The organism is Streptomyces sp. Y2F8-2 (assembly GCF_014905555.1).
Lineage (GTDB): Bacteria > Actinomycetota > Actinomycetes > Streptomycetales > Streptomycetaceae > Streptomyces > Streptomyces cynarae.
This window is the reverse complement of sequence record NZ_BNGS01000006.1, coordinates 450,843-469,367: the sequence shown is the minus strand read 5'-3', so window position 1 is coordinate 469,367 and position 18,525 is coordinate 450,843. Positions and strand designations below refer to the sequence as shown.

General features: G+C 70.9%; 17 protein-coding genes and 1 tRNA gene. 13 read left to right on the top strand and 5 right to left on the bottom strand.

Translation table 11 applies throughout. The annotated features are described in order from the left end of the window. Positions 1–11: 11 nt before the first annotated feature. From SY2F82_RS22725 to SY2F82_RS22710, 4 genes are all read left to right on the top strand, one after another. Positions 12–419 carry a PPOX class F420-dependent oxidoreductase gene (locus SY2F82_RS22725; protein WP_200420991.1) on the top strand — a complete coding sequence of 136 codons (408 nt, stop codon included), beginning with the start codon at positions 12–14 and terminating at the stop codon, positions 417–419. Between the two features lie 272 nt (positions 420–691). After that, complete coding sequence (gene cysS, locus SY2F82_RS22720) at positions 692–2,092, top strand: cysteine--tRNA ligase (RefSeq protein ID WP_200420990.1); 1,401 nt, start codon at positions 692–694, stop codon at positions 2,090–2,092. 131 nt (positions 2,093–2,223) lie between these two features. Next, on the top strand, positions 2,224–3,162 hold the full coding sequence (gene rlmB, locus SY2F82_RS22715) for a 23S rRNA (guanosine(2251)-2'-O)-methyltransferase RlmB (RefSeq protein WP_200420989.1): 939 nt from the start codon (positions 2,224–2,226) through the stop codon (positions 3,160–3,162). Between the two features lie 146 nt (positions 3,163–3,308). Then, a complete protein-coding gene (locus SY2F82_RS22710) occupies positions 3,309–4,997 on the top strand; it encodes a DoxX family protein (RefSeq protein WP_200421101.1) in 1,689 nt (562 codons plus the stop codon). Between the two features lie 156 nt (positions 4,998–5,153). On the opposite strand, the gene SY2F82_RS22705 is transcribed toward SY2F82_RS22710, so the two are convergent. The 3 genes from SY2F82_RS22705 to SY2F82_RS22695 form a co-directional block, all read right to left on the bottom strand. Beyond that, positions 5,154–5,885 carry a nucleotidyltransferase family protein gene (locus SY2F82_RS22705; RefSeq protein WP_200420988.1) on the bottom strand — a complete coding sequence of 244 codons (732 nt, stop codon included), beginning with the start codon at positions 5,883–5,885 and terminating at the stop codon, positions 5,154–5,156. Between the two features lie 43 nt (positions 5,886–5,928). After that, entirely contained in the window at positions 5,929–6,372 is a 444-nt protein-coding gene (locus SY2F82_RS22700; RefSeq protein ID WP_200420987.1) for a hypothetical protein, read from the bottom strand. 206 nt (positions 6,373–6,578) lie between these two features. Next, positions 6,579–7,667 (bottom strand): ABC transporter ATP-binding protein, encoded by a 1,089-nt coding sequence (locus SY2F82_RS22695; protein ID WP_200420986.1) that lies wholly within the window; start codon positions 7,665–7,667, stop codon positions 6,579–6,581. A gap of 247 nt (positions 7,668–7,914) precedes the next feature. On the opposite strand from SY2F82_RS22695, the gene SY2F82_RS22690 reads away from it, so the two are divergent. Next, positions 7,915–7,988 (top strand) — tRNA-Thr (locus SY2F82_RS22690). A gap of 117 nt (positions 7,989–8,105) precedes the next feature. Here SY2F82_RS22690 and SY2F82_RS22685 read toward each other — a convergent pair. Beyond that, positions 8,106–9,284, bottom strand: coding sequence for a PP2C family protein-serine/threonine phosphatase (locus tag SY2F82_RS22685; protein WP_200421100.1), 1,179 nt, complete (start codon positions 9,282–9,284; stop codon positions 8,106–8,108). A gap of 478 nt (positions 9,285–9,762) precedes the next feature. Here SY2F82_RS22685 and SY2F82_RS22680 point away from each other — a divergent pair, with 478 nt between their 5' ends. After that, the gene (locus SY2F82_RS22680; RefSeq protein WP_200420985.1) at positions 9,763–11,049 is read left to right on the top strand and encodes a hypothetical protein; all 1,287 of its coding nucleotides are present in this window, start codon (positions 9,763–9,765) and stop codon (positions 11,047–11,049) included. 53 nt (positions 11,050–11,102) lie between these two features. Further along, positions 11,103–11,552 (top strand): hypothetical protein, encoded by a 450-nt coding sequence (locus SY2F82_RS22675; RefSeq protein ID WP_200420984.1) that lies wholly within the window; start codon positions 11,103–11,105, stop codon positions 11,550–11,552. An 81-nt stretch (positions 11,553–11,633) separates the two neighbouring features. Here the strand turns inward: SY2F82_RS22675 and SY2F82_RS22670 are convergent, their stop codons facing one another. Continuing rightward, positions 11,634–13,289, bottom strand: a complete 1,656-nt coding sequence (locus SY2F82_RS22670; protein WP_200420983.1) for an FAD-dependent monooxygenase — start codon at positions 13,287–13,289, stop codon at positions 11,634–11,636. A 224-nt stretch (positions 13,290–13,513) separates the two neighbouring features. On the opposite strand from SY2F82_RS22670, the gene SY2F82_RS22665 reads away from it, so the two are divergent. The 6 genes from SY2F82_RS22665 (at position 13,514) to SY2F82_RS22640 (ending at position 18,510) form a co-directional block, all read left to right on the top strand. Continuing rightward, positions 13,514–14,668, top strand: a complete 1,155-nt coding sequence (locus tag SY2F82_RS22665; protein ID WP_200420982.1) for a SchA/CurD-like domain-containing protein — start codon at positions 13,514–13,516, stop codon at positions 14,666–14,668. A gap of 65 nt (positions 14,669–14,733) precedes the next feature. Then, the gene (locus SY2F82_RS22660) at positions 14,734–15,195 is read left to right on the top strand and encodes a cupin domain-containing protein (protein WP_200420981.1); all 462 of its coding nucleotides are present in this window, start codon (positions 14,734–14,736) and stop codon (positions 15,193–15,195) included. After that, a complete protein-coding gene (locus SY2F82_RS22655) occupies positions 15,192–16,460 on the top strand; it encodes a beta-ketoacyl synthase (RefSeq protein ID WP_200420980.1) in 1,269 nt (422 codons plus the stop codon). Before SY2F82_RS22660 ends, SY2F82_RS22655 begins: the two co-directional genes overlap by 4 nt. After that, positions 16,457–17,701, top strand: a complete 1,245-nt coding sequence (locus SY2F82_RS22650) for a ketosynthase chain-length factor (RefSeq protein ID WP_200420979.1) — start codon at positions 16,457–16,459, stop codon at positions 17,699–17,701. Before SY2F82_RS22655 ends, SY2F82_RS22650 begins: the two co-directional genes overlap by 4 nt. A 70-nt stretch (positions 17,702–17,771) precedes the next feature. Then, on the top strand, positions 17,772–18,029 hold the full coding sequence (locus SY2F82_RS22645) for an acyl carrier protein (protein ID WP_200420978.1): 258 nt from the start codon (positions 17,772–17,774) through the stop codon (positions 18,027–18,029). A gap of 1 nt (position 18,030) precedes the next feature. Further along, positions 18,031–18,510: an SRPBCC family protein gene (locus SY2F82_RS22640; RefSeq protein ID WP_200420977.1), complete on the top strand. Its 480-nt coding sequence runs from the start codon at positions 18,031–18,033 to the stop codon at positions 18,508–18,510. The last annotated feature ends 15 nt before the right edge of the window (positions 18,511–18,525 follow it).

Below are 18,525 nucleotides of genomic sequence, written 5' to 3'. Positions count from 1 at the left end.
CGGAGGCACCCATGCCGACCGCCGTACTGTCCGACCGCCTCAAGAGCCTGCTCGACAGCCCCGTCTTCATCGTCGTCGGCACGCTCCAGCCCGACGGCAGCCCGCAACTGTCCCCCGTGTGGGTCAAGCGGGACGGCGACGACATCCTCTTCTCCACGACCGTCGACCGCCGCAAGAAGCTGAACCTGGACCGCGACCCCCGGGTGAGCGTGGTGGTCCTGAACCCCGACGCGCCGTACGAGTACGCGGAGATCCGCGGCACCGCGGAGATGAGCACCGAGGGCGCCCGCGAACTGATCGACGAACTGTCGCTGAAGTACACGGGAAAGAAATACGCAGAGTTCAACCCGGCGTCGGCGCAGGACGCGGATCGGGTGGTGGTGCGGGTGGTGCCGCGGAAGGTGGCGGGGCGGCTCTGAGGCGGAGTCGTCCGCGGGTGCGGGTCCGCGTGCGGGCGGGTGTCCTGTCGTCTTGGTGGCAGGAAATACGCAGCCCGCGGGCGGAGCCCGCTGTCGGGTGGGGCAACCCGGCGTCGGCGCAGGACGCGGATCGGGTGGTGGTGCGGGTGGTGCCGCGGAAGGTGGCGGGGCGGCTCTGAGGCGGGGACGCCTGCCGCACCCGGCTCATGATCGGGTGACGGTCTTGGCGGGCTGGGCGCCGGACACCGGCCCCGGCCCACTACTCTGGACTCGTGACTATTCGCCTGTACGACACCAGCGCCCGGCAGATCCGTGACTTCACCCCGCTCAAGCCGGGTTGTGTCTCGATCTACCTGTGTGGCGCCACCGTGCAGGCCGCACCGCACATCGGGCACATCCGCTCGGGCCTCAACTTCGACATCATGCGCCGGTGGTTCGAGTACCGCGGGTACCAGGTGACCTTCGTCCGGAACGTCACCGACATCGACGACAAGATCATCGCGAAGTCCGCGGACCAGGGCCGCCCCTGGTGGGCCATCGGGTACGAGAACGAGCGCGCCTTCAACGAGGGGTACACCGTGCTCGGCTGCCTCCCGCCGACGTACGAGCCGCGCGCCACCGGCCACATCACCGAGATGGTCGAGATGATGCGCGGGCTCATCGAGCGCGGGCACGCCTACGAGGCGGACGGCAACGTCTACTTCGACGTGCGGTCCTTCCCGGAGTACCTCCAGCTGTCCAACCAGGAGCTGGAGAACCTCCAGCAGCCCTCCGGCGTCGGGGAGACCGGCAAGCGGGACCCGCGCGACTTCGCCATGTGGAAGGCCGCCAAGCCCGGCGAGCCCACCTGGGAGACGCCGTGGGGGCGGGGCCGCCCGGGGTGGCACCTGGAGTGCTCCGCCATGGCGCACAAGTACCTGGGCTCCGCCTTCGACATCCACGGCGGCGGCCTCGACCTCATCTTCCCGCACCACGAGAACGAGATCGCCCAGGCCAAGGCCTTCGGCGACGAGTTCGCCCGGTACTGGGTGCACAACGCCTGGGTCACCATGAGCGGCGAGAAGATGTCGAAGTCCCTCGGGAACTCGGTGCTCGTCTCCGAGATGGTCAAGCAGTGGCGGCCCATCGTGCTCCGGTACTACCTGGGCACGCCGCACTACCGCTCGATGATCGAGTACAGCGAGGAGTCCCTGCGCGAGGCCGAGTCGGCGTTCGCGCGCATCGAGGGCTTCGTGCAGCGCGTCGTCGAGAAGGCCGGAGGTGTCGTCGAGCCCGCCGCCGAGGTGCCGCCCGCCTTCGCCGAGGCCATGGACGACGACCTGGGCGTGCCGCAGGCGCTGGCCGTCGTGCACACCACCGTCCGGCAGGGCAACAGCGCGCTCGCGGCCGACGACAAGGAGGCCGCCGTGGCCCGGCTCGCCGAGGTGCGCGCCATGCTCGGCGTCCTCGGCCTCGACCCGCTCGACGCGCCGTGGGCCGGCGAGGGCGACCGCGGCGAGGACCTGCACGGTGTGGTCGACAGCCTCGTGGGCCTGGTGCTCCAGCAGCGCGAGGCGGCCCGCGCCCGCAAGGACTGGGCCACCGCGGACGCCATCCGCGACCAGCTCAACCAGTCCGGGCTCGTCATCGAGGACAGTCCGCAGGGCCCGCGCTGGACGCTCGGCCCGCGCTGATCCCACCGCCGATCCGATGATCGATTGTGCCGCCCGGCCCTCCGGGCGGCACACTGCATAGACGTAGAGACGTACTGGACGTACGTACGAACGCTTCAACAGATACGAACGCTTCAAGAGACAGGTAGGTCATGGCCGCGAACAACCGCCGCATGTCCGGCAAGAAGGGCGCGCAGGTCGGCAGCGGCGGCAAGCGACGCCGGGGCCTGGAGGGCAAGGGCCCGACTCCGCCCGCCGAGATGCGCAAGGGACACGCCAAGCAGCGCGCCGCACAGGCGAAGGTGCGCCGCACGCAGGGGCGCCCGCAGCGTCGTACGGGCGGGAAGTCCTCCTCCGAGCTGGTCGTCGGGCGCAACCCGGTCGTCGAGGCGCTGCGCGAGGGCGTGCCCGCCTCCACGCTCTACGTCCAGCAGTTCATCGACAACGACGAGCGCGTGCGCGAGGCGCTGCAGCTCGCGGCCGAGCGCGGCGGCATCAACCTCATGGAGGCGCCCCGCCCCGAGCTGGACCGGATGACGAACGGGCTCAACCACCAGGGTCTCGTCCTCCAGGTCCCGCCGTACGAGTACGCGCACCCGGAGGACCTCACCGACGCCGCCTACGACGAGGGCGAGGACCCGCTGATCGTCGCCCTCGACGGTGTCACCGACCCGCGGAACCTCGGCGCCGTGGTCCGTTCCGTCTCCGCCTTCGGCGGGCACGGGGTGGTCGTGCCCGAGCGGCGCGCGGCCGGGATGACCGCCGGTGCGTGGAAGACCTCCGCCGGTACGGCCGCCCGTACGCCCGTCGCCCGCGCCACCAACCTGACGCGCGCCCTGGAGGCGTACAAGAAGGCCGGTATCACGGTCGTCGGGCTCGCCGCCGACGGGGACGTCGAACTCGGTGAGCTGGACGCGCTGGAGGGGCCGGTCGTCGTGGTCGTCGGCAGCGAGGGCAAGGGACTGTCGCGGCTGGTCGGCGAGACGTGCGACCTCCGGGTGCGGATCCCGATGCCGGGCGGCGCCGAGTCGCTCAACGCCGGTGTGGCGGCCGGGATCGTGCTGTACGAGGCGGCCCGCCGACGTGCGTGACACCAACGGGCCGGAGGGTGCGGACAGACGTTCGCATCCTCGCTCGTACGGGGGAATTCGGTCGTACAGGGCAAGCTTGACGGGGTCCGGACAGATCCGCGGAGTCAAAGCAGTGTCCTAACCACACGTCACTCGGTTAGATGAGTGTGGAGACCAGAACACGCCGCACACCCACGGGGGACCGGTCGTCCGGGTTCGACGACGCTCCCGCGCTGAGCATGGTGAAGGTGCCGAGCGACCCGGCGCAGGTCATCGTCAATCATGCGAGTTTCCGCGTGCAGTTGGGTGCGTCGGCGCGCCGCGCCCAGTACCCGCGGGTCGCCCGGCAGGTCGGCGGCGCGCAGGACGTCGCGCGCATGCCCGTCGCCGGCACGGCGGGGCAGGCCGGCCGCCGTCGGCCCGTCGTCTGGAGCGGTAAGTCGGCGCCCGACGACACCGGCGCACACCGGCTGCTCCAGGCCGTACGGACGTCGAGCGTGGCGCACGGCGAGGAGGCGGGCGGCGACCCGGGCGCGACCCAGGTCATCCCGCGCGTCGGACTGGACGGCCTGGCGGGCACCGGCGGCTACGACGACCACCTGACCGCACAGACGCTTCAGACGCCGGTCGTCGGTGCCCAGCGCGGTCCGCTGGCCGGGGAGACCCGGCTGCTGCCGCCGATGCGGAGCGTGGGGAGCGCGTACGACGACGTCGCGTACGACGGGCACAGGCACGCCTACGACGAACCGTCCTACCGGGACGGCGAGTTCGCGGACGCGGCGCGCACCGAGGAGCTCGCGAACGGGCCGCGGAGCAGGCGCCACGGCGGCGACCACGTACGGCACGCCTACTACCCCGGGCGCCGGATGAACCTCGGCGTGGTGCTGCTGCCGTTGCGCATCTTCCTCGGCTCCATCTCCGCCTACGCCGGCATGGGCAAGCTCTGCGACCCCCTCTACTTCGACGGCGGCAAACGGGGGTCCATGGTCACCTGGCTGAACACTCTGCACCCCTGGCAAGTCGCCGAGCCGCTGCGGCAGTTCGCGCTCCACCACCCCGTCGGCACCGGCCTGGTCATCGCCTTCCTCCAGGTGATCGTGGGCGTGCTGACCGTCCTCGGGCTGTGGCAGCGGGTCGCGGCGGCGGCCGGGGCGCTGCTGTCGGCGGCTCTGATCGTGACGGTGAGCTGGCGGACCACCCCCGGATACGACGCGCCCGACATCATCTACCTCGCCGCCTGGTCGCCCCTGGTCATCGCGGGGGCGCCGGTGTACTCCGTGGACGGCCGTCTGGCGGGGAGCGCGTGGCGCCGGCTCGGGCCGCGGGCGGACATCTGGGAGCTGCGGCAGTACGTGCTGCGCCGGGGCGCCGTGGTGACGGGGCTGGTGACCGGGGTGACGCTGCTGGTCGGCTCGCTGCTCGGCGGGGCGGTGCGGGACGCGGACCGTGTGGTCGTGCCCGGGCCCGGAGAGGCGCCGCGCAACGAACTGCCGGGTTCACCGCTGCCCGGGACGCCGGGCGCACGGCAGCACAAGGCGAGCCCCTCGGCCTCGCAACCGCCGACGACCCAGGGCACGACCTCGTCGCCGTCGAGCACGGCCAGGACGCCGGCCACGGCGGGCGCGACCGGCTCGGTCACGGGCGGCCAGCCGAGCCAGACCCAGGGCAGCGTGGGTCAGGCCCCGCACCGCCACTCGTCCCCGTCCGGGCGCGCCCCCGGCACCAGCGCGGGCCCCTCCTCGTCGGGCGGCACGGGCTCAGCAGGCCCGACCGGCGGCTCGACGGGCGGCACAGGGGGAGGCGGCGGCAGCAGTTCCGGCGGCTCCGACCACCTGGTGGGCGGTCTGCTGGGGTAGCCCGACGTTCCCGCACGAAGGGGCCCGCACATGGTGTGCGGGCCCCTTCGTGTGGGAGCAGGCGTGTGGGAGCAGGCGTGTGGGAGCAGGCGTGTGGGAGGAGGCGTGTGTGGGAGCAGGCGTGTGCGGGAGGAGGTGTGGATCCCTGCCGCAGCGTCAGCGGCCCTGGGCTGCCAGCTCCTTTGCCGCTTCCGTGAGGTCCTTCGCCGTGTCGATCGCCCGCCAGTACGCGCCCTGCGGGATCGGGAAGCCCGCCAGGCGGTGTTCGCGGGCCAGGCGGGGGAACGTCGTACGCTCGTGGTCGCCCCGCTCCGGGAGCATCTTGGCGAACTCGGCGGAGAAGACGTAGACGCCCGCGTTGATCTCGAACGTCGACGGCGGGGACTCGATGAAGTCCGTGACGTGGCCGAAGCCGTCCGTCTGCACCGCGCCCCACGGGATGCGCGGCCGCGCCAGCGCCAGTGTGGCGACCGCGTCGCGCTCGGTGTGGAAGTCCGCCATGTCGCGCAGCGAGAACCGGGTCCAGATGTCACCGTTCGCCGCATACCACGGCTTGTCGGGGTGCGGCAGGTGCTCCGCGGCGTACCGCAGGCCGCCGCCGCGGCCGAGGGGCTCCGACTCCACCACCGTCGTGACGCGCAGCGGCAGGTCGGCGGAGGCCAGCCAGTTCTGCAGGACCTCGGCGAGGTGGCCGCAGGAGACCACGACGTCCGTGACGCCCTCCTCGGCGAGCCAGGCGAGCTGGTGGCCGATGATCGGAGTCCCGGTGCCCGGGATCTCCACCATCGGCTTGGGCCGGTCATCGGTGTACGGACGCAGCCGGGAGCCCTGGCCCCCGGCCAGGACAACGGCTTGAACGGGGCGCGAGGCGGCGTTCGGATCGGTCATGACCGAACTGTACGTCGCCTCGCGCCCCGCCCCGGCCGGGCCCTCAGCCGCGGCCGCCCGCCACGCCCGAGGCGAAGGACGTGTCGCAGACCGGCCGGGCGTAGGCCTGGGCCCGCGACGGCCCGTACACGCGGACCGCGGCACGGCCCAGCGCCCTGGCGATGGACGCGCAGTGCTTCGCCAGCGACGGGCGGCCGTTGACGGCCTCCTGGAGGTGGGTGAGGGCGGTACCCGGGTTCTTCTCCTGCAGTTCCAGCAGGAGCTCGTCGCGCAGCACGTCCTGCGGGGCCCGGGAGGACGCCCGTGTGGAGACGTCTTCGGAGGAGGCGGCGAGCACCGAGTTGGAGCCGCCCGACCAGTTGACGCGGGTCACCGCCAGCGTCCCGGACAGCACCAGGACGACGGGCAGAACGAGGGCGAGAGTGCGGCCGATCCGGCGGGCGGGGCCCCGGCCGCGCCGTCCCTGTGGAGTAGTGGTGTGCTTCACGCGAGTGAGGGTAGCGCCCCGTAGTGATTTGGCGACATTTAGTCACCGGTTCGGGTGATGGGAAAGTGCTGATTTCTGGGTAACGGGTTGACGTGGCCCATCGAAATGCCCCGTATGCCGGGGTATTTGGCGACAGCGAAGAGGGCCCCGCAGCCTGCTGCGGGGCCCTCTTCGTCAACCTGGGTGAATAAGCCGAGGTCGTCGGGTCAGTCGGAGAGACGCTCGCCCGTGGAGGTCGAGAAGACGTGGGTCTCGCCCGAGCGCGGCACGACGTGCAGCTGGCTGCCCTTCTCCGGCACGTCACGGCCGCTGACACGCACGACCAGGTCCTTGGACTCGTCGCCGACCTTCGCGGTGCCGTAGACGTACGCGTCGGCGCCCAGCTCCTCGACGACGTTCACGGTGACCGCGAGACCCTGGTCGGAGTCCGGGCCGGCCACGTCGAAGTGCTCGGGACGGACACCGACGGTGACCGTCTTGTCGGTGGTGGCGGAGAGCGCGTCGCGCTGGACCGGCACCACGCTGTTGCCGAACTTCACACCGCCGTCGGCGATCGGGACCTCGACAAGGTTCATCGCCGGGGAGCCGATGAAGCCGGCGACGAAGAGGTTCGCGGGCTTGTCGTACATGTTGCGCGGGGTGTCGATCTGCTGGAGCAGACCGTCCTTCAGCACGGCCACGCGGTCGCCCATCGTCATGGCCTCGACCTGGTCGTGGGTGACGTAGACGGTGGTGATGCCGAGGCGGCGCTGGAGCGACGCGATCTGCGTACGGGTCGACACGCGGAGCTTGGCGTCGAGGTTGGACAGCGGCTCGTCCATGAGGAAGACCTGCGGCTCACGCACGATGGCGCGGCCCATGGCGACACGCTGGCGCTGACCACCGGAGAGCGCCTTCGGCTTGCGGTCCAGGTACTCGGTGAGGTCGAGGATCTTCGCGGCCTCCTCGACCTTCTTGCGGATCTCCGCCTTGTTCACACCGGCGATCTTGAGCGCGAAGCCCATGTTGTCGGCGACCGTCATGTGCGGGTAGAGCGCGTAGTTCTGGAACACCATGGCGATGTCCCGGTCCTTGGGCGGCAGGTGCGTGACGTCACGGTCGCCGATCCGGATGGCGCCGGCGTTGACGTCCTCGAGCCCCGCCAGCATGCGGAGCGAGGTGGACTTGCCGCAGCCGGACGGGCCGACCAGAACGAGGAACTCCCCGTCCTCGATGTGGATGTCGAGCGCGTCTACGGCGGGCTTCTCGGTGCCCGGGTAGATCCGGGTCGCCTTGTCGAACGAGACAGTGGCCATGGTGAATGGGCCCCCTTCTACCGGCAGGAACGTGCCGGACGATCCGAGTAGGAAGGTGGTTGCCACTACGGGGGTTCCGTTGTGGTGTAGTCCACAAGAGTGAACTGGACCGAGACGGTACCCGGCGTTCGCCCGGCTGTCAGTACCTCGGGGCATGTGAACTTCGCGGAAATTTTCGACAGGGCTCGGCCGGGATCTGGGTACACTGCACGAGCGCGCATGGGCATACTTGCCTCACCCTGCGCATGCCTCCTTAGCTCAGCTGGTCAGAGCGCCGCTCTTGTAAAGCGAAGGTCGTCGGTTCGAATCCGACAGGGGGCTCTCTCGCTGAACAGCACGAACGCCCCGGCCGATGATCGGTCCGGGGCGTTCGACATCCACGGGTGACATCAGAGACGTGTGGGTCGACGGCGGACGGGATGGGAGCCGGCCAGACTGCTAGCGGCGGTTCAGGTCAGCCATCGGGCGGCCATCGCTGCCTACCAGCGCGCCGCCGAGGTGTCCGGCGTGCGTTGTTGCCGTTCGTCGTACGGCGAGCATGGCGGCATCGTCGCGGAGGGCCCCGCCGGTGTGGGCCAGGAGGTCGTGCTGGAGGCACTCAAGGAGCGTGTCGGGATGGCACTTGGCCCACTGGGCGAGTCGCTCTTCCAGGGGGTAAAAAACGCCGCTGCTGTCGCGGGCCTCCGAGAGACCGTCGGTGTACAGCAGGAGCGTGTCACCGGCCTCGAACGGGAACGTGTGAGAAATGCGAATGTCCTGCGTCAGCCCGCACAGGCCCAGGGGCGGCGCTGCGGAGAACGGGACACTCGTCACCTGCCCCCGGCTGATCAGCAGGGGCGGCGGGTGCCCGCAGTACGTCAAGCGCGCCACAGAGCCATGGTCGGGGATCTCCAGCAGCAGCGCGGTGATGAAGTGCTCCTCAGCCTCGTCGTCCGCCCCGAGGAACTGGGCGGAGTAGCGGCACGCACTGCGGTCCAGGGCGTTGGCGAGCGCCGGCAGTGTGGCGTGCTGGTGAGCGGCCTCCTGGAATGCGCCCATCAGCGCAGCCGCCTCACCCACTGCGTTCAGTCCCTTCCCCCTGACGTCGCCGATGAGCGCGCGAGTGAGGTTGCCGGTGCGGGCCACGGCGTACAGGTCACCGCCGATACGGGCTTCTTTCGCGGCGGCCAGGTACGTGCACGAGAGGTGCAAGGTGCCCAGCCGGCGGGGCAGCGGGCGTAGCAGCGCCCGCTGCGCGGCCTCGGAAACGGACCGTACCTGTGCGAGCTCAGCCCTGCGCCGGTCACGCACCAGGCAGACGATCACGGCCAACATCGAGAGGATTGCGAGCCCGATGATCTGGGAGATGTGGTTGGGCGTGGTCAGTCCTCCGTGGAAAACGGCGATGACCACCTGAGCCACCACCGCCAGTATGCCGATCAGCCCGGTCAGCCAGACCCCACCCATCGCCACAGTGATGGCAGGGGCTACGACCAGCAGCGGACCGAGGTGGACGGTTTCTGGGGTCTGGATGTCCACGACTGTGATCGTGACGATCAACCCGATGGGGAGCAGCACCAATGCCCGGGTGGCGTGCCACCGCTGCCATGTGACGGCGAACCGCTGGCCAAGATGCATATGTCCAATGTGCACCTTTCGCCTGTGCGGCGCCCCGGTCGGACGGAACGGAGAGGGGAAGACACGCGGCAAAGCGCGGGAGCGGGCGAGAGCGCTGCCCATCAGCGCATAGGGCGTCCGGCTGACATCACCGGCTGACATCAACGGTGCCGAACCAGGGTGGACAACGACGGCTTGCGCTGGAGTACCGGGCAGCCGCGAGGGCCCGTTCCGCGAGGACGCCCCATCCAGAGAACGAACTGGTAAAGCGAAGGTCGTCGGTTCGAATCCGACAGGGGGCTCTGCACGCCGCGCTGACCTGGGGTTTCTTGCCGGGGAGGTGCTCGGTCGGCCTCGGCCTCCTTGTCCGGGGCCGTTTGTGTGTGCGGTGCGTGAGCGGGAGCGGACCGAGGGGTTCCGTGCTCAACGCGATGATCATGCGACACTTGCGCGGCCCTGAACATGACAGCACAGGAACGTGCGAGAAGGAGCGGCGTCCGTGACCGTTGCAGGACAGATAGACATCGCGGGACCGGTGGGCAAGCTGCTCCACCGGCGCCCGCTCAAGAACAGCACCGTGATGCAGTCGTTCGGCATCGACCCGGTGTCCGGCGACATCTTCGTGCTCCAGGTGATGGAGGGCGGTCTGACCCTCAGCGGGGAGTCCGGACCGGTCTCCGGCGCCGACCGGGTCGCCCATGGAGACATGTGCGTGACGCGCCTCAACCGGTCGGGCGCGATCGTCGGTTACATGTATCTGCGGGGATTCGGCCACGGCGTCAACCTCGGCGTCGAGAACCGCAGCGGCGTCATCCGCCTGTGGACCGAGACGGCATCCGTGCCCAACAGCAGCAACGAGGGCTTCGGCACCGCCATCACCAACTTCGAGTTCCGGAGCGGGACGGTCCTGGACTACGGGTCCTCCCTGCACACCACGCCGTACACGCCCGTGACGGGCGCCCGCGGCGTCACCCCCACCATCGACCGCAGCGCCAATGAGCTCATCGTCCGGTTCAGCACCGGCGGCACGATGTACTTCGAGCGGTACGACCTGGCCCAGGCGGCGGCGGGCGTCTTCACGCCGCTCCAGCGCCTGGCCCAGCCCACCGGTCTGGGCGTCTTCCAGGGGTACGCGTCCCACAGCGGCGTTCTGTACCTGCTCGACGGCGAGCACTACGACAGCACCGTCAACCCGCCCGGCACTCCGCACAACCCTCCGCCGGGCAACACCTACATCACCGCTGTCGAGTGGGCCACCGGGAACGTCCTGGACCGGCAGTTCATCACCGCCGCGCCGGACCTCGAATGGCGCGAGCCGGAGGGCATGACCGTGGAAGTGGTGGGCGATGTGCCCTACCTTCACTTCGGTTTCGCCTGCGAGGACCCCGGGCCGCGCACCTGCACCATCGTGTCGCTGTCCGGGGCAGCCGAGGTCGACGGCGTCAAGGTGCTCACCGACTGGCAGACGATTCCCCTCGCCTCCGGTGTCAGCGTCGACCAGAACGCCCCCAAGGGACGGCTCATCAGCGTCAGCGGCGTCACGACGCTCCAGCTCAGCGGCGGGATCAAGGGCACGTTCAACGCCGACGCGGTCATCGGCACACTGCCCGACACGCTCTCCCCGAGCATGGAGACCCGTTGCAACGTCCCGCGCAACAACAGCGGCGGCTACTGCGTCGCCCGGGCCGAGGCCGGCACCGACCGCCAGCTGCGCCTGTTCGGCGGGACCTCCACCAACGCCATCACCTGGGCGCAGCTCGACAACTTCAGCGCCGTCTGGCGCTGAAGTCGCCACCCTCAGCCATTCCGCACCCGGCCTCGTCAAGGAGACCAACGACCATGTCCTACAACCGCCGTAGCATCCTCGGTGCCGCTCTCGGCCTGCCCGCCGCCGTCGCCGTCGGCAGCGTCGCCACCGCCACCCCCGCGGCGGCCGCCGCCGTCGACGCCACCGCGTGGACCGATCTGGTGCTGGAGCCCGGCATCACCGCGCAGACCGGCGCGACCCCGCAGGTCCGCATCGTCACCATCCTCGGCACCGCCTTCCTCCAGGCCCGCGGCGCGATCACCTGCAGCCTCACCGCCGACACCAAGATCGCCACTCTCCCGGCGTCCATCGGGCTGCCCACCTGGTACGTCCGCGCCACGACCCCCCGGAACAACAGCCAGGGCATCAACGCCTGCCGCTTCGAGGTGAACACCGCGGGCTCCGTGACCATCTACGGCGCCAACAGCGGCAATCCGATCACCTGGGTCCAGTTCGACTCGATCCAGACGATCTGGCGCTAGCTGTTCCGCCGGTGGTTCCGGACGCCGGGAAGCCGGAAGCCGTCCGGAACCACCCGGCACACCCCCGTCGGGTGAGCGGGCTCAGGCCGGCCTGAGCACCGCTCCCAGCACCTCCCGCAGCGCGCCCACCGGGTCCGGTACGGCTCCGGGTGCCCGCCAGGCCACGAACCCGTCCGGTCGTACCAGGACCGCTCCGTCCGTCGTCGTGCCGTACGCCCGTGCCCAGTCGCCTGGCCCGGTTCCCTCCCCCTCGTCGTACGTCAGGTCGGCGTCCGGTCCCGTGCCGATGCGGTACGTCTCGAGGCGTACGCCGTCCGTCACCGCGATGCGCCGGGCCGCGTCGTGCCACCCTGCCGTGGAGCGGGCGTCGCTGAGCAGGACCATGGCGCGTTCGTACAGGTCGAGCGTGGACAGCCGGGCGCTGGAGCGGCGCAGCCAGAGGTGGGGGGCGCGGCTGCCCGGCTCCCCGGTGAGGCGTACGGCGTCGGGCACGACCGGTTGTGCGGGGTCGGCCCCGGCGACGGCGCCCTCGGGGTAGCGGTAGCCGAGGACGACGTTGAGGATGCCGCTCCTCGGGCCGTCGCCGCGCATTCCGGGCGCGGGGGAGAAGCCCGGGTGGCTGTGCTCCACCGAACGGGCCGAGGCGCGGGCGCTGGTGGCGAGGGCCACCGGCCGGCGCTCGGTGTCGTAGGTGTCCAGCAGGCCGGGTCCGGCCCAGCCGCCGAGGACGGCGGCGAGTTTCCAGGCCAGGTTGTGGGCGTCCTGGATGCCGGTGTTGGAGCCGAACGCCCCGGTCGGGGACATCTCGTGGGCGGAGTCCCCGGCGAGGAAGACGCGGCCGGCCGCGTACCGGTCGGCGACGCGCTCGGCGGCGCGCCAGGACGCCTTGCCGGTGACCTCCACGTCGAGGTCGGGCACGCCGACGGCGCGGCGGATGTGCCGCTGGAGCCGGTCCTCGGTGAACTCCTCGAGGGTTTCGCCGCGTTCGGGGTGCCAGGGCGCGTGGAAGACCCAGTGTTCCTTGTTGTCGACGGGCAGCAGGGCGCCGTCGGCCTCGGGGTCGGTGAGGTAGCAGCAGATGAAGCGGCGGTCACCGACCACGTCGGCGAGGAGCTTGGAGCGGAAGGTGACGCTGACGTTGGCGAAGAGGTCGCCGGGTCCGGTCTGTCCGATGCCGAGCCGGCGCCGCACGGGGCTGCGCGGGCCGTCCGCCGCGACGAGGTAGTCGGCGCGGACGGTGTACCGCTCGTCGGTGCCCCGGTCGCGGATGACGGCCGTCACTCCTTCGGGGTCCTGTTCGAAGGACTCCATCTCGTGGGAGTACCTCAGGTCGCCGCCGAGTTCCCGGGCGCTGTCGAGCAGGACGGGTTCCAGGTCGTTCTGGCTGCACAGGCACCAGGTGGTGGGGCTGAACCGGGCGAGTCCGCCGCCCGGGTCGATCTGCCGGAACAGCCATTCGCCGGCGTCGCCGACGAGTGCCGGGGTCTGCAGGATGCCGTGGTTGTCGGCGAGGAGCGAGGCCGCGGTCTTGATGTCCGGTTCGATGCCGGCCACCCGGAAGAGTTCCATCGTCCGCACGTTGTTGCCGCGTCCGCGCGGGTGGATCGAGGTGGCCGCGTGCCGCTCGACGAGGGTGTGCCGCACGCCGTGACGGCCCAGGAACAGGGACATGGACAGGCCCACCAGGGAGCCGCCGACGATGAGGACCGGAACCCGGTGGTCGGCTTCTTGCTGCATCGGTGCCTCCAGGGCAGGGGTGCGGGGTTGGGGCGCGTTGTGGTTTCCATGCCCTCTCCGGGTCGGCTTCGCGTGCGTCGGCGCGGCCAATCACCCGCGTGATCACCCACGTGGTTCATACGAGTCGCGCACCACCGGCGGCCGGAACACGATCGAGGAACGCTGACGTCGTGTCACCCGCGGCCGATGTCGGCTTCTGCCCCGCCGAAGGAGAAGAGCGCAGCATGACCACAATGTCTGAACGTGTTTCAGAACCGGTGACGCGACAGGTGTCGAAACGGGTATCGCAGTCGGTGTTCGACGGCTCCCCGCTCCGGGTCGTCCTGTTGGTGGACGTCTACGACGGAGCCCAGCAGCAGTTCCTGGAGGCGTACGAGCAGCTGTGCAACCAGGTCGCGTCCGTTCCCGGGCACGTCAGCGACCAGCTCTGCCAGTCGATCGAGAATCCCTCGCAGTGGCTCATCACCAGCGAGTGGGAGAGTGCCCCGCCGTTCCTCGCCTGGGTGAACAGCGAGGAGCACGTGCGGATGGTGCAGCCGCTGCACAGCTGTGTCCGGGACACCCGGTCGCTGCGTTTCCACATCGTCCGGGAGACCGGTGGCGAACCGTCCGCCAGGTCCGCGAACCGGCGGCTGCAGGCGTCCCCGCGGATCGGTGACGGACGGCTCCGGCATGCGCTCACCTTCACGGTCAAGCCGGGCAGCGAGCAGACCGTGGCGAAGATCCTCGCGGACTACGCCTCGCCCGAGCCGCGGGTGAACGACACCACCCGGCTGTGCCGGACCTCGCTGTTCATGCACGGCAACCGGGTGGTGCGGACCATCGAGGTGCGCGGCGACCTGCTCGCGGCGCTGCGGCACGTCTCCCGGCAGCCGGAGGTGCGGGCGGTGGAGGAGGCCATCAACCCCTATCTGGAGCAGGACCGGGACCTCAACGACCCGGAGTCCGCGCGGGTCTTCTTCACCCTTGCGGCGCTGCCCGCGGTCCACCATGTGACGTCGGATCAGGAGTGCCCGGAGGCGAAGCGGCTCGCGCTGTACTACCCCGCCCGGCCGGGGTGCGGGATGCGGCTGGCCCGGCTGCTCGCGGAGCAGGACGAGGCGCGGGCGGACGATCCGCGCAGCCCGGTCTGCGGCAGCACGATCTTCCAGCGTGACGAGATCGTCGTACGGCTGATCGATGTCCGCGGCGGTGCCGACGCCGACCCGGTGCAGACCTTCGGACTGGCCGATCCCGCCCAGGCGGCCGAGCTGACCACCCTCCTCGACGGCGCCGCCGTCGGTGCGGACGGCGCTGCCCTCGAGGGCGGCGACCTGGCGCGCTTCGTGACGCTCGCCCGTATGGACCTCATCACCGACCGCCGTTCGGCCGAGGCCTGACCGGCACTACCGGGCCGTGGTGGCCCCGCCCCCCTGTCGACGCAGCACACCATCGGAGGAACGACGTGACCAAACCCCGTCCCAGAATCGTGGAGCTCGGCGAGATCGAGCCCAACACCAGACGCGGCGGCGATCTGCGCGCCATGCTCACCCCGGCCACGGTCGGCTCCACCAGCGGTTTCATGGGTGTGGCCATCGTGCAGCCGGGGGATCGGATCGGCGAGCACTACCACCCCTACTCCGAGGAGTTCGTCTACGTCCTCTCCGGCCGGCTCGAGGTGGACCTGGACGGCGAGCCGCACGCGCTGCGCCCCGAACAGGGGCTGATGATCCCCGCCTATATGCGGCACCGCTTCCGCAACGTGGGTGACGAGGAGGCGCGTCTGGTCTTCCATCTGGGCCCCCTCGCCCCGACGCCGCAGCTCGGCCACGTCGACACCGAGGAGACGGAAGCCGTCGCGGTCGCCGCGGAGGGAGCCGGGGCGGGCGGTGCCCGGCCGGCCGACCGAGGTCAGGTCCGTTCATGACCCGGCGCGTGGCGGTCACCGGCATAGGCGTCGTGGCACCGGGCGGCATCGGCGTCCCGGCGTTCTGGGATCTGCTCGCCAACGGCCGTACCGCGACGCGGGGCATCACCTTCTTCGACCCGACCGGCCTGCGCTCGCGGATCGCCGCCGAGTGCGACTTCGACCCGGTGGCGTGCGGGCTGGGGCCGGAGCAGATCGAACGTGCCGACCGGTACATCCAGTTCGCCCTGGTCGCCGGTGAGGAGGCCGTACGGGACGCCGGGCTCGACCTGGCCCGGGAGAACCCCTGGCGGGTCGGGGTGTCCCTGGGGACCGCGGTGGGCGGTACCACTCGGCTGGAGCACGACTACGTCCTGGTCAGCCATCGCGGGCAGCGCTGGGACGTGGACCACCGGGAGGCGGGTCCGCACCTGCACCGGGCGTTCTCGCCGAGCACGCTGGCCTCGATGGTGGCGGAACGTTTCGGCGCCTCTGGTCCGGTGCAGACCGTCTCCACGGGCTGCACCTCGGGGCTCGACGCGGTGGGGTACGCCTTCCACACCGTGGAGGAGGGCCGGGCCGACGTCTGCATCGCGGGCGCCTCCGACTCGCCGATCTCCCCGATCACCATGGCCTGCTTCGACGCGATCAAGGCCACGTCCCCGAACAACGACGACCCCGCACACGCCTCACGGCCCTTCGACAACAACCGTGACGGGTTCGTCATGGGCGAGGGCGGCGCGGTGCTCGTCCTGGAGGAGCTCGAACACGCCCGGGCCCGCGGCGCGCGGGTGTACTGCGAGCTCAGCGGCTACGCCACCTTCGGCAACGCCTACCACATGACCGGACTGACCAGCGAGGGCCTGGAGATGGCCCGCGCCATCGAGACGGCGCTCGACCACGCCCGCCTCGACGGCTCGGCCATCGACTACGTCAACGCGCACGGCTCCGGCACCCGGCAGAACGACCGCCACGAGACCGCCGCCGTGAAGCGGGCCCTGGGCCACCACGCCTACGACACGCCCATGAGCTCCATCAAGTCCATGGTGGGGCACTCCCTCGGGGCGATCGGCGCGATCGAGGTCGTGGCCTGCGTACTGGCCCTGGACCGCCAGGTCGTACCGCCGACCGCGAACTACGAGACCCCCGACCCGGAGTGCGACCTGGACTACGTCCCGCGCGTGGCCCGGGAGCGGAAGCTGACCAGCGTGCTCTCCGTGGGCAGCGGGTTCGGCGGCTTCCAGTCCGCGGTGATCCTGACCCGGCAGAGGGAGAGGACACGATGAGCGCACCCCACGTGAGGCGCGCCGGCGTCACCGGAATCGGCGTCGTCGCGCCCAACGGAACGAGTACCGACACCTTCTGGAAGTCCACCCGGGAGGGCATCAGCGTCCTGGACCGGGTCACCCGCGAGGGGTGCGAGCACCTGCCCCTGAGGGTGGCCGGCGAGGTCCGCGCCTTCGATCCGGCGGCGGTGGTCGAGGAGCGCTTCCTCGTGCAGACCGACCGGTTCACGCACTTCGCGATGGCCGCGGCCGACCTGGCCCTGGCCGACGCCCGGATCGGCGGCGCCGACGAGCACGGTTCGCCGTTCTCCCTCGGTGTGGTCACCGCGGCCGGATCCGGCGGCGGTGAGTTCGGGCAGCGGGAGCTGCAGCAGCTGTGGGGAAAGGGCAGCCGCTTCGTCGGCCCCTACCAGTCCATCGCCTGGTTCTACGCGGCCAGCACCGGGCAGATCTCCATCCGCCGCGGGTTCAAGGGCCCCTGTTCGGTCGTCGCCGCCGACGAGGCCGGCGGCCTCGACGCCCTCGCGCACGCCGCGCGCGCCGTGCACCGGGGCACCGATGTCATCGTGGCCGGCTCGACCGAGGCGCCGCTCGCGCCGTACTCGGCGGTCTGCCAGCTCGGTTACCAGGAGCTGAGCACCGCCGAGGACCCGGAGCGCGCCTACCGCCCCTTCACCTCGGGGGCCTGCGGGTTCGTGCCCGCGGAGGGCGGCGCCATGCTCGTCGTGGAGGACGAGACATCGGCCCGTGAGCGGGGCGTACGGGTGCGGGCCGTGCTCGCGGGGCACGCGGCGACGTTCACCGGCGCCTCACAGTGGGAGCGGTCCCGGGAAGGGCTCGTCCAGGCGATCCGCGGCGCGCTGGAGGAGGCCGAGTGTGCCCCGGAGGAGATCGACGTGGTGTTCGCCGACGCCCTCGGCGTCCCCGAGGCGGACCGTGCCGAGGCGCTGGCGATCGCCGACGCGCTGGGCGCGCACGGCAGGCGCGTACCCGTGACGGCGCCCAAGACGGGCATAGGCCGCGGCTACTGCGCGGCGCCCGTGCTGGACGTCGCGTCGGCGGTGCTCTCGATGGAGCACGGCCTGATCCCGCCCACCCCCAACGTCCTCGACGTCTGCCACGACCTCGACCTGGTGACCGGCCGGGCCCGCGCCGCCGAGCCGCGCACGGCGCTGGTCCTCAGCCGGGGCCTCATGGGGTCGAACACGGCGCTCGTGCTGCGGCACGGCGCGGCCGAGTGAGCCGGGAGCCAACGACCGGAACAGCGGCGCCTCGCAGCGAGGCCGCCCTGGAGCAAAGGAGACCCACCGTATGAACGACCGCATCACCCTGGAAGAACTGTCCGACCTGATGAAGAAGGCCGCCGGAGTCACCGTCGCCCCGCAGGAACTGCAGCAGCGGTGCGACTCCGGCTTCGACGCCCTCGGCATCGACTCGCTCGGCCTGCTCGGCATCGTCGGCGAACTGGAGAACCGGCACGGCACCCCGATGCCGCCCGACGCGGAGCGCTGCAAGACGCCCCGGCAGTTCCTCGACCTCGTCAACAGCACCCTTATGGCAGGAGCCTGACATGGCCGGACACACCGAGAACGCCATCACCATCGCCGCGCCGGTGGACCTGGTCTGGGACATGACCAACGACCTGGAGAACTGGCCGAACCTGTTCAGCGAGTACGCCTCCGTGGACGTGCTCTCCCGCGAGGGGAACAGGACGACCTTCCGGCTGACCATGCACCCCGACCAGAACGGCACGGTGTGGAGCTGGGTCTCGGAGCGGGAGACGGACCGTCCCACGCTCACCGTCAAGGCCCGCCGTGTCGAGCCGGGGCCCTTCGCGTACATGAACATCCGATGGCAGTACGAGGAGGTCCCCGAGGGCACCCGGATGATGTGGACGCAGGACTTCGCGATGAAGCCCGACGCCCCGGTCGACGACGCCTGGATGACCGACAACATCAACCGGAACTCCAAGGTGCAGATGGCCCTGATCCGGGACCGCATCGAGAAGGCCGCCGCCGAGTCACGGCCCGCGCCCGCGCTGGCCGACTGAACCGGACGGAGAACA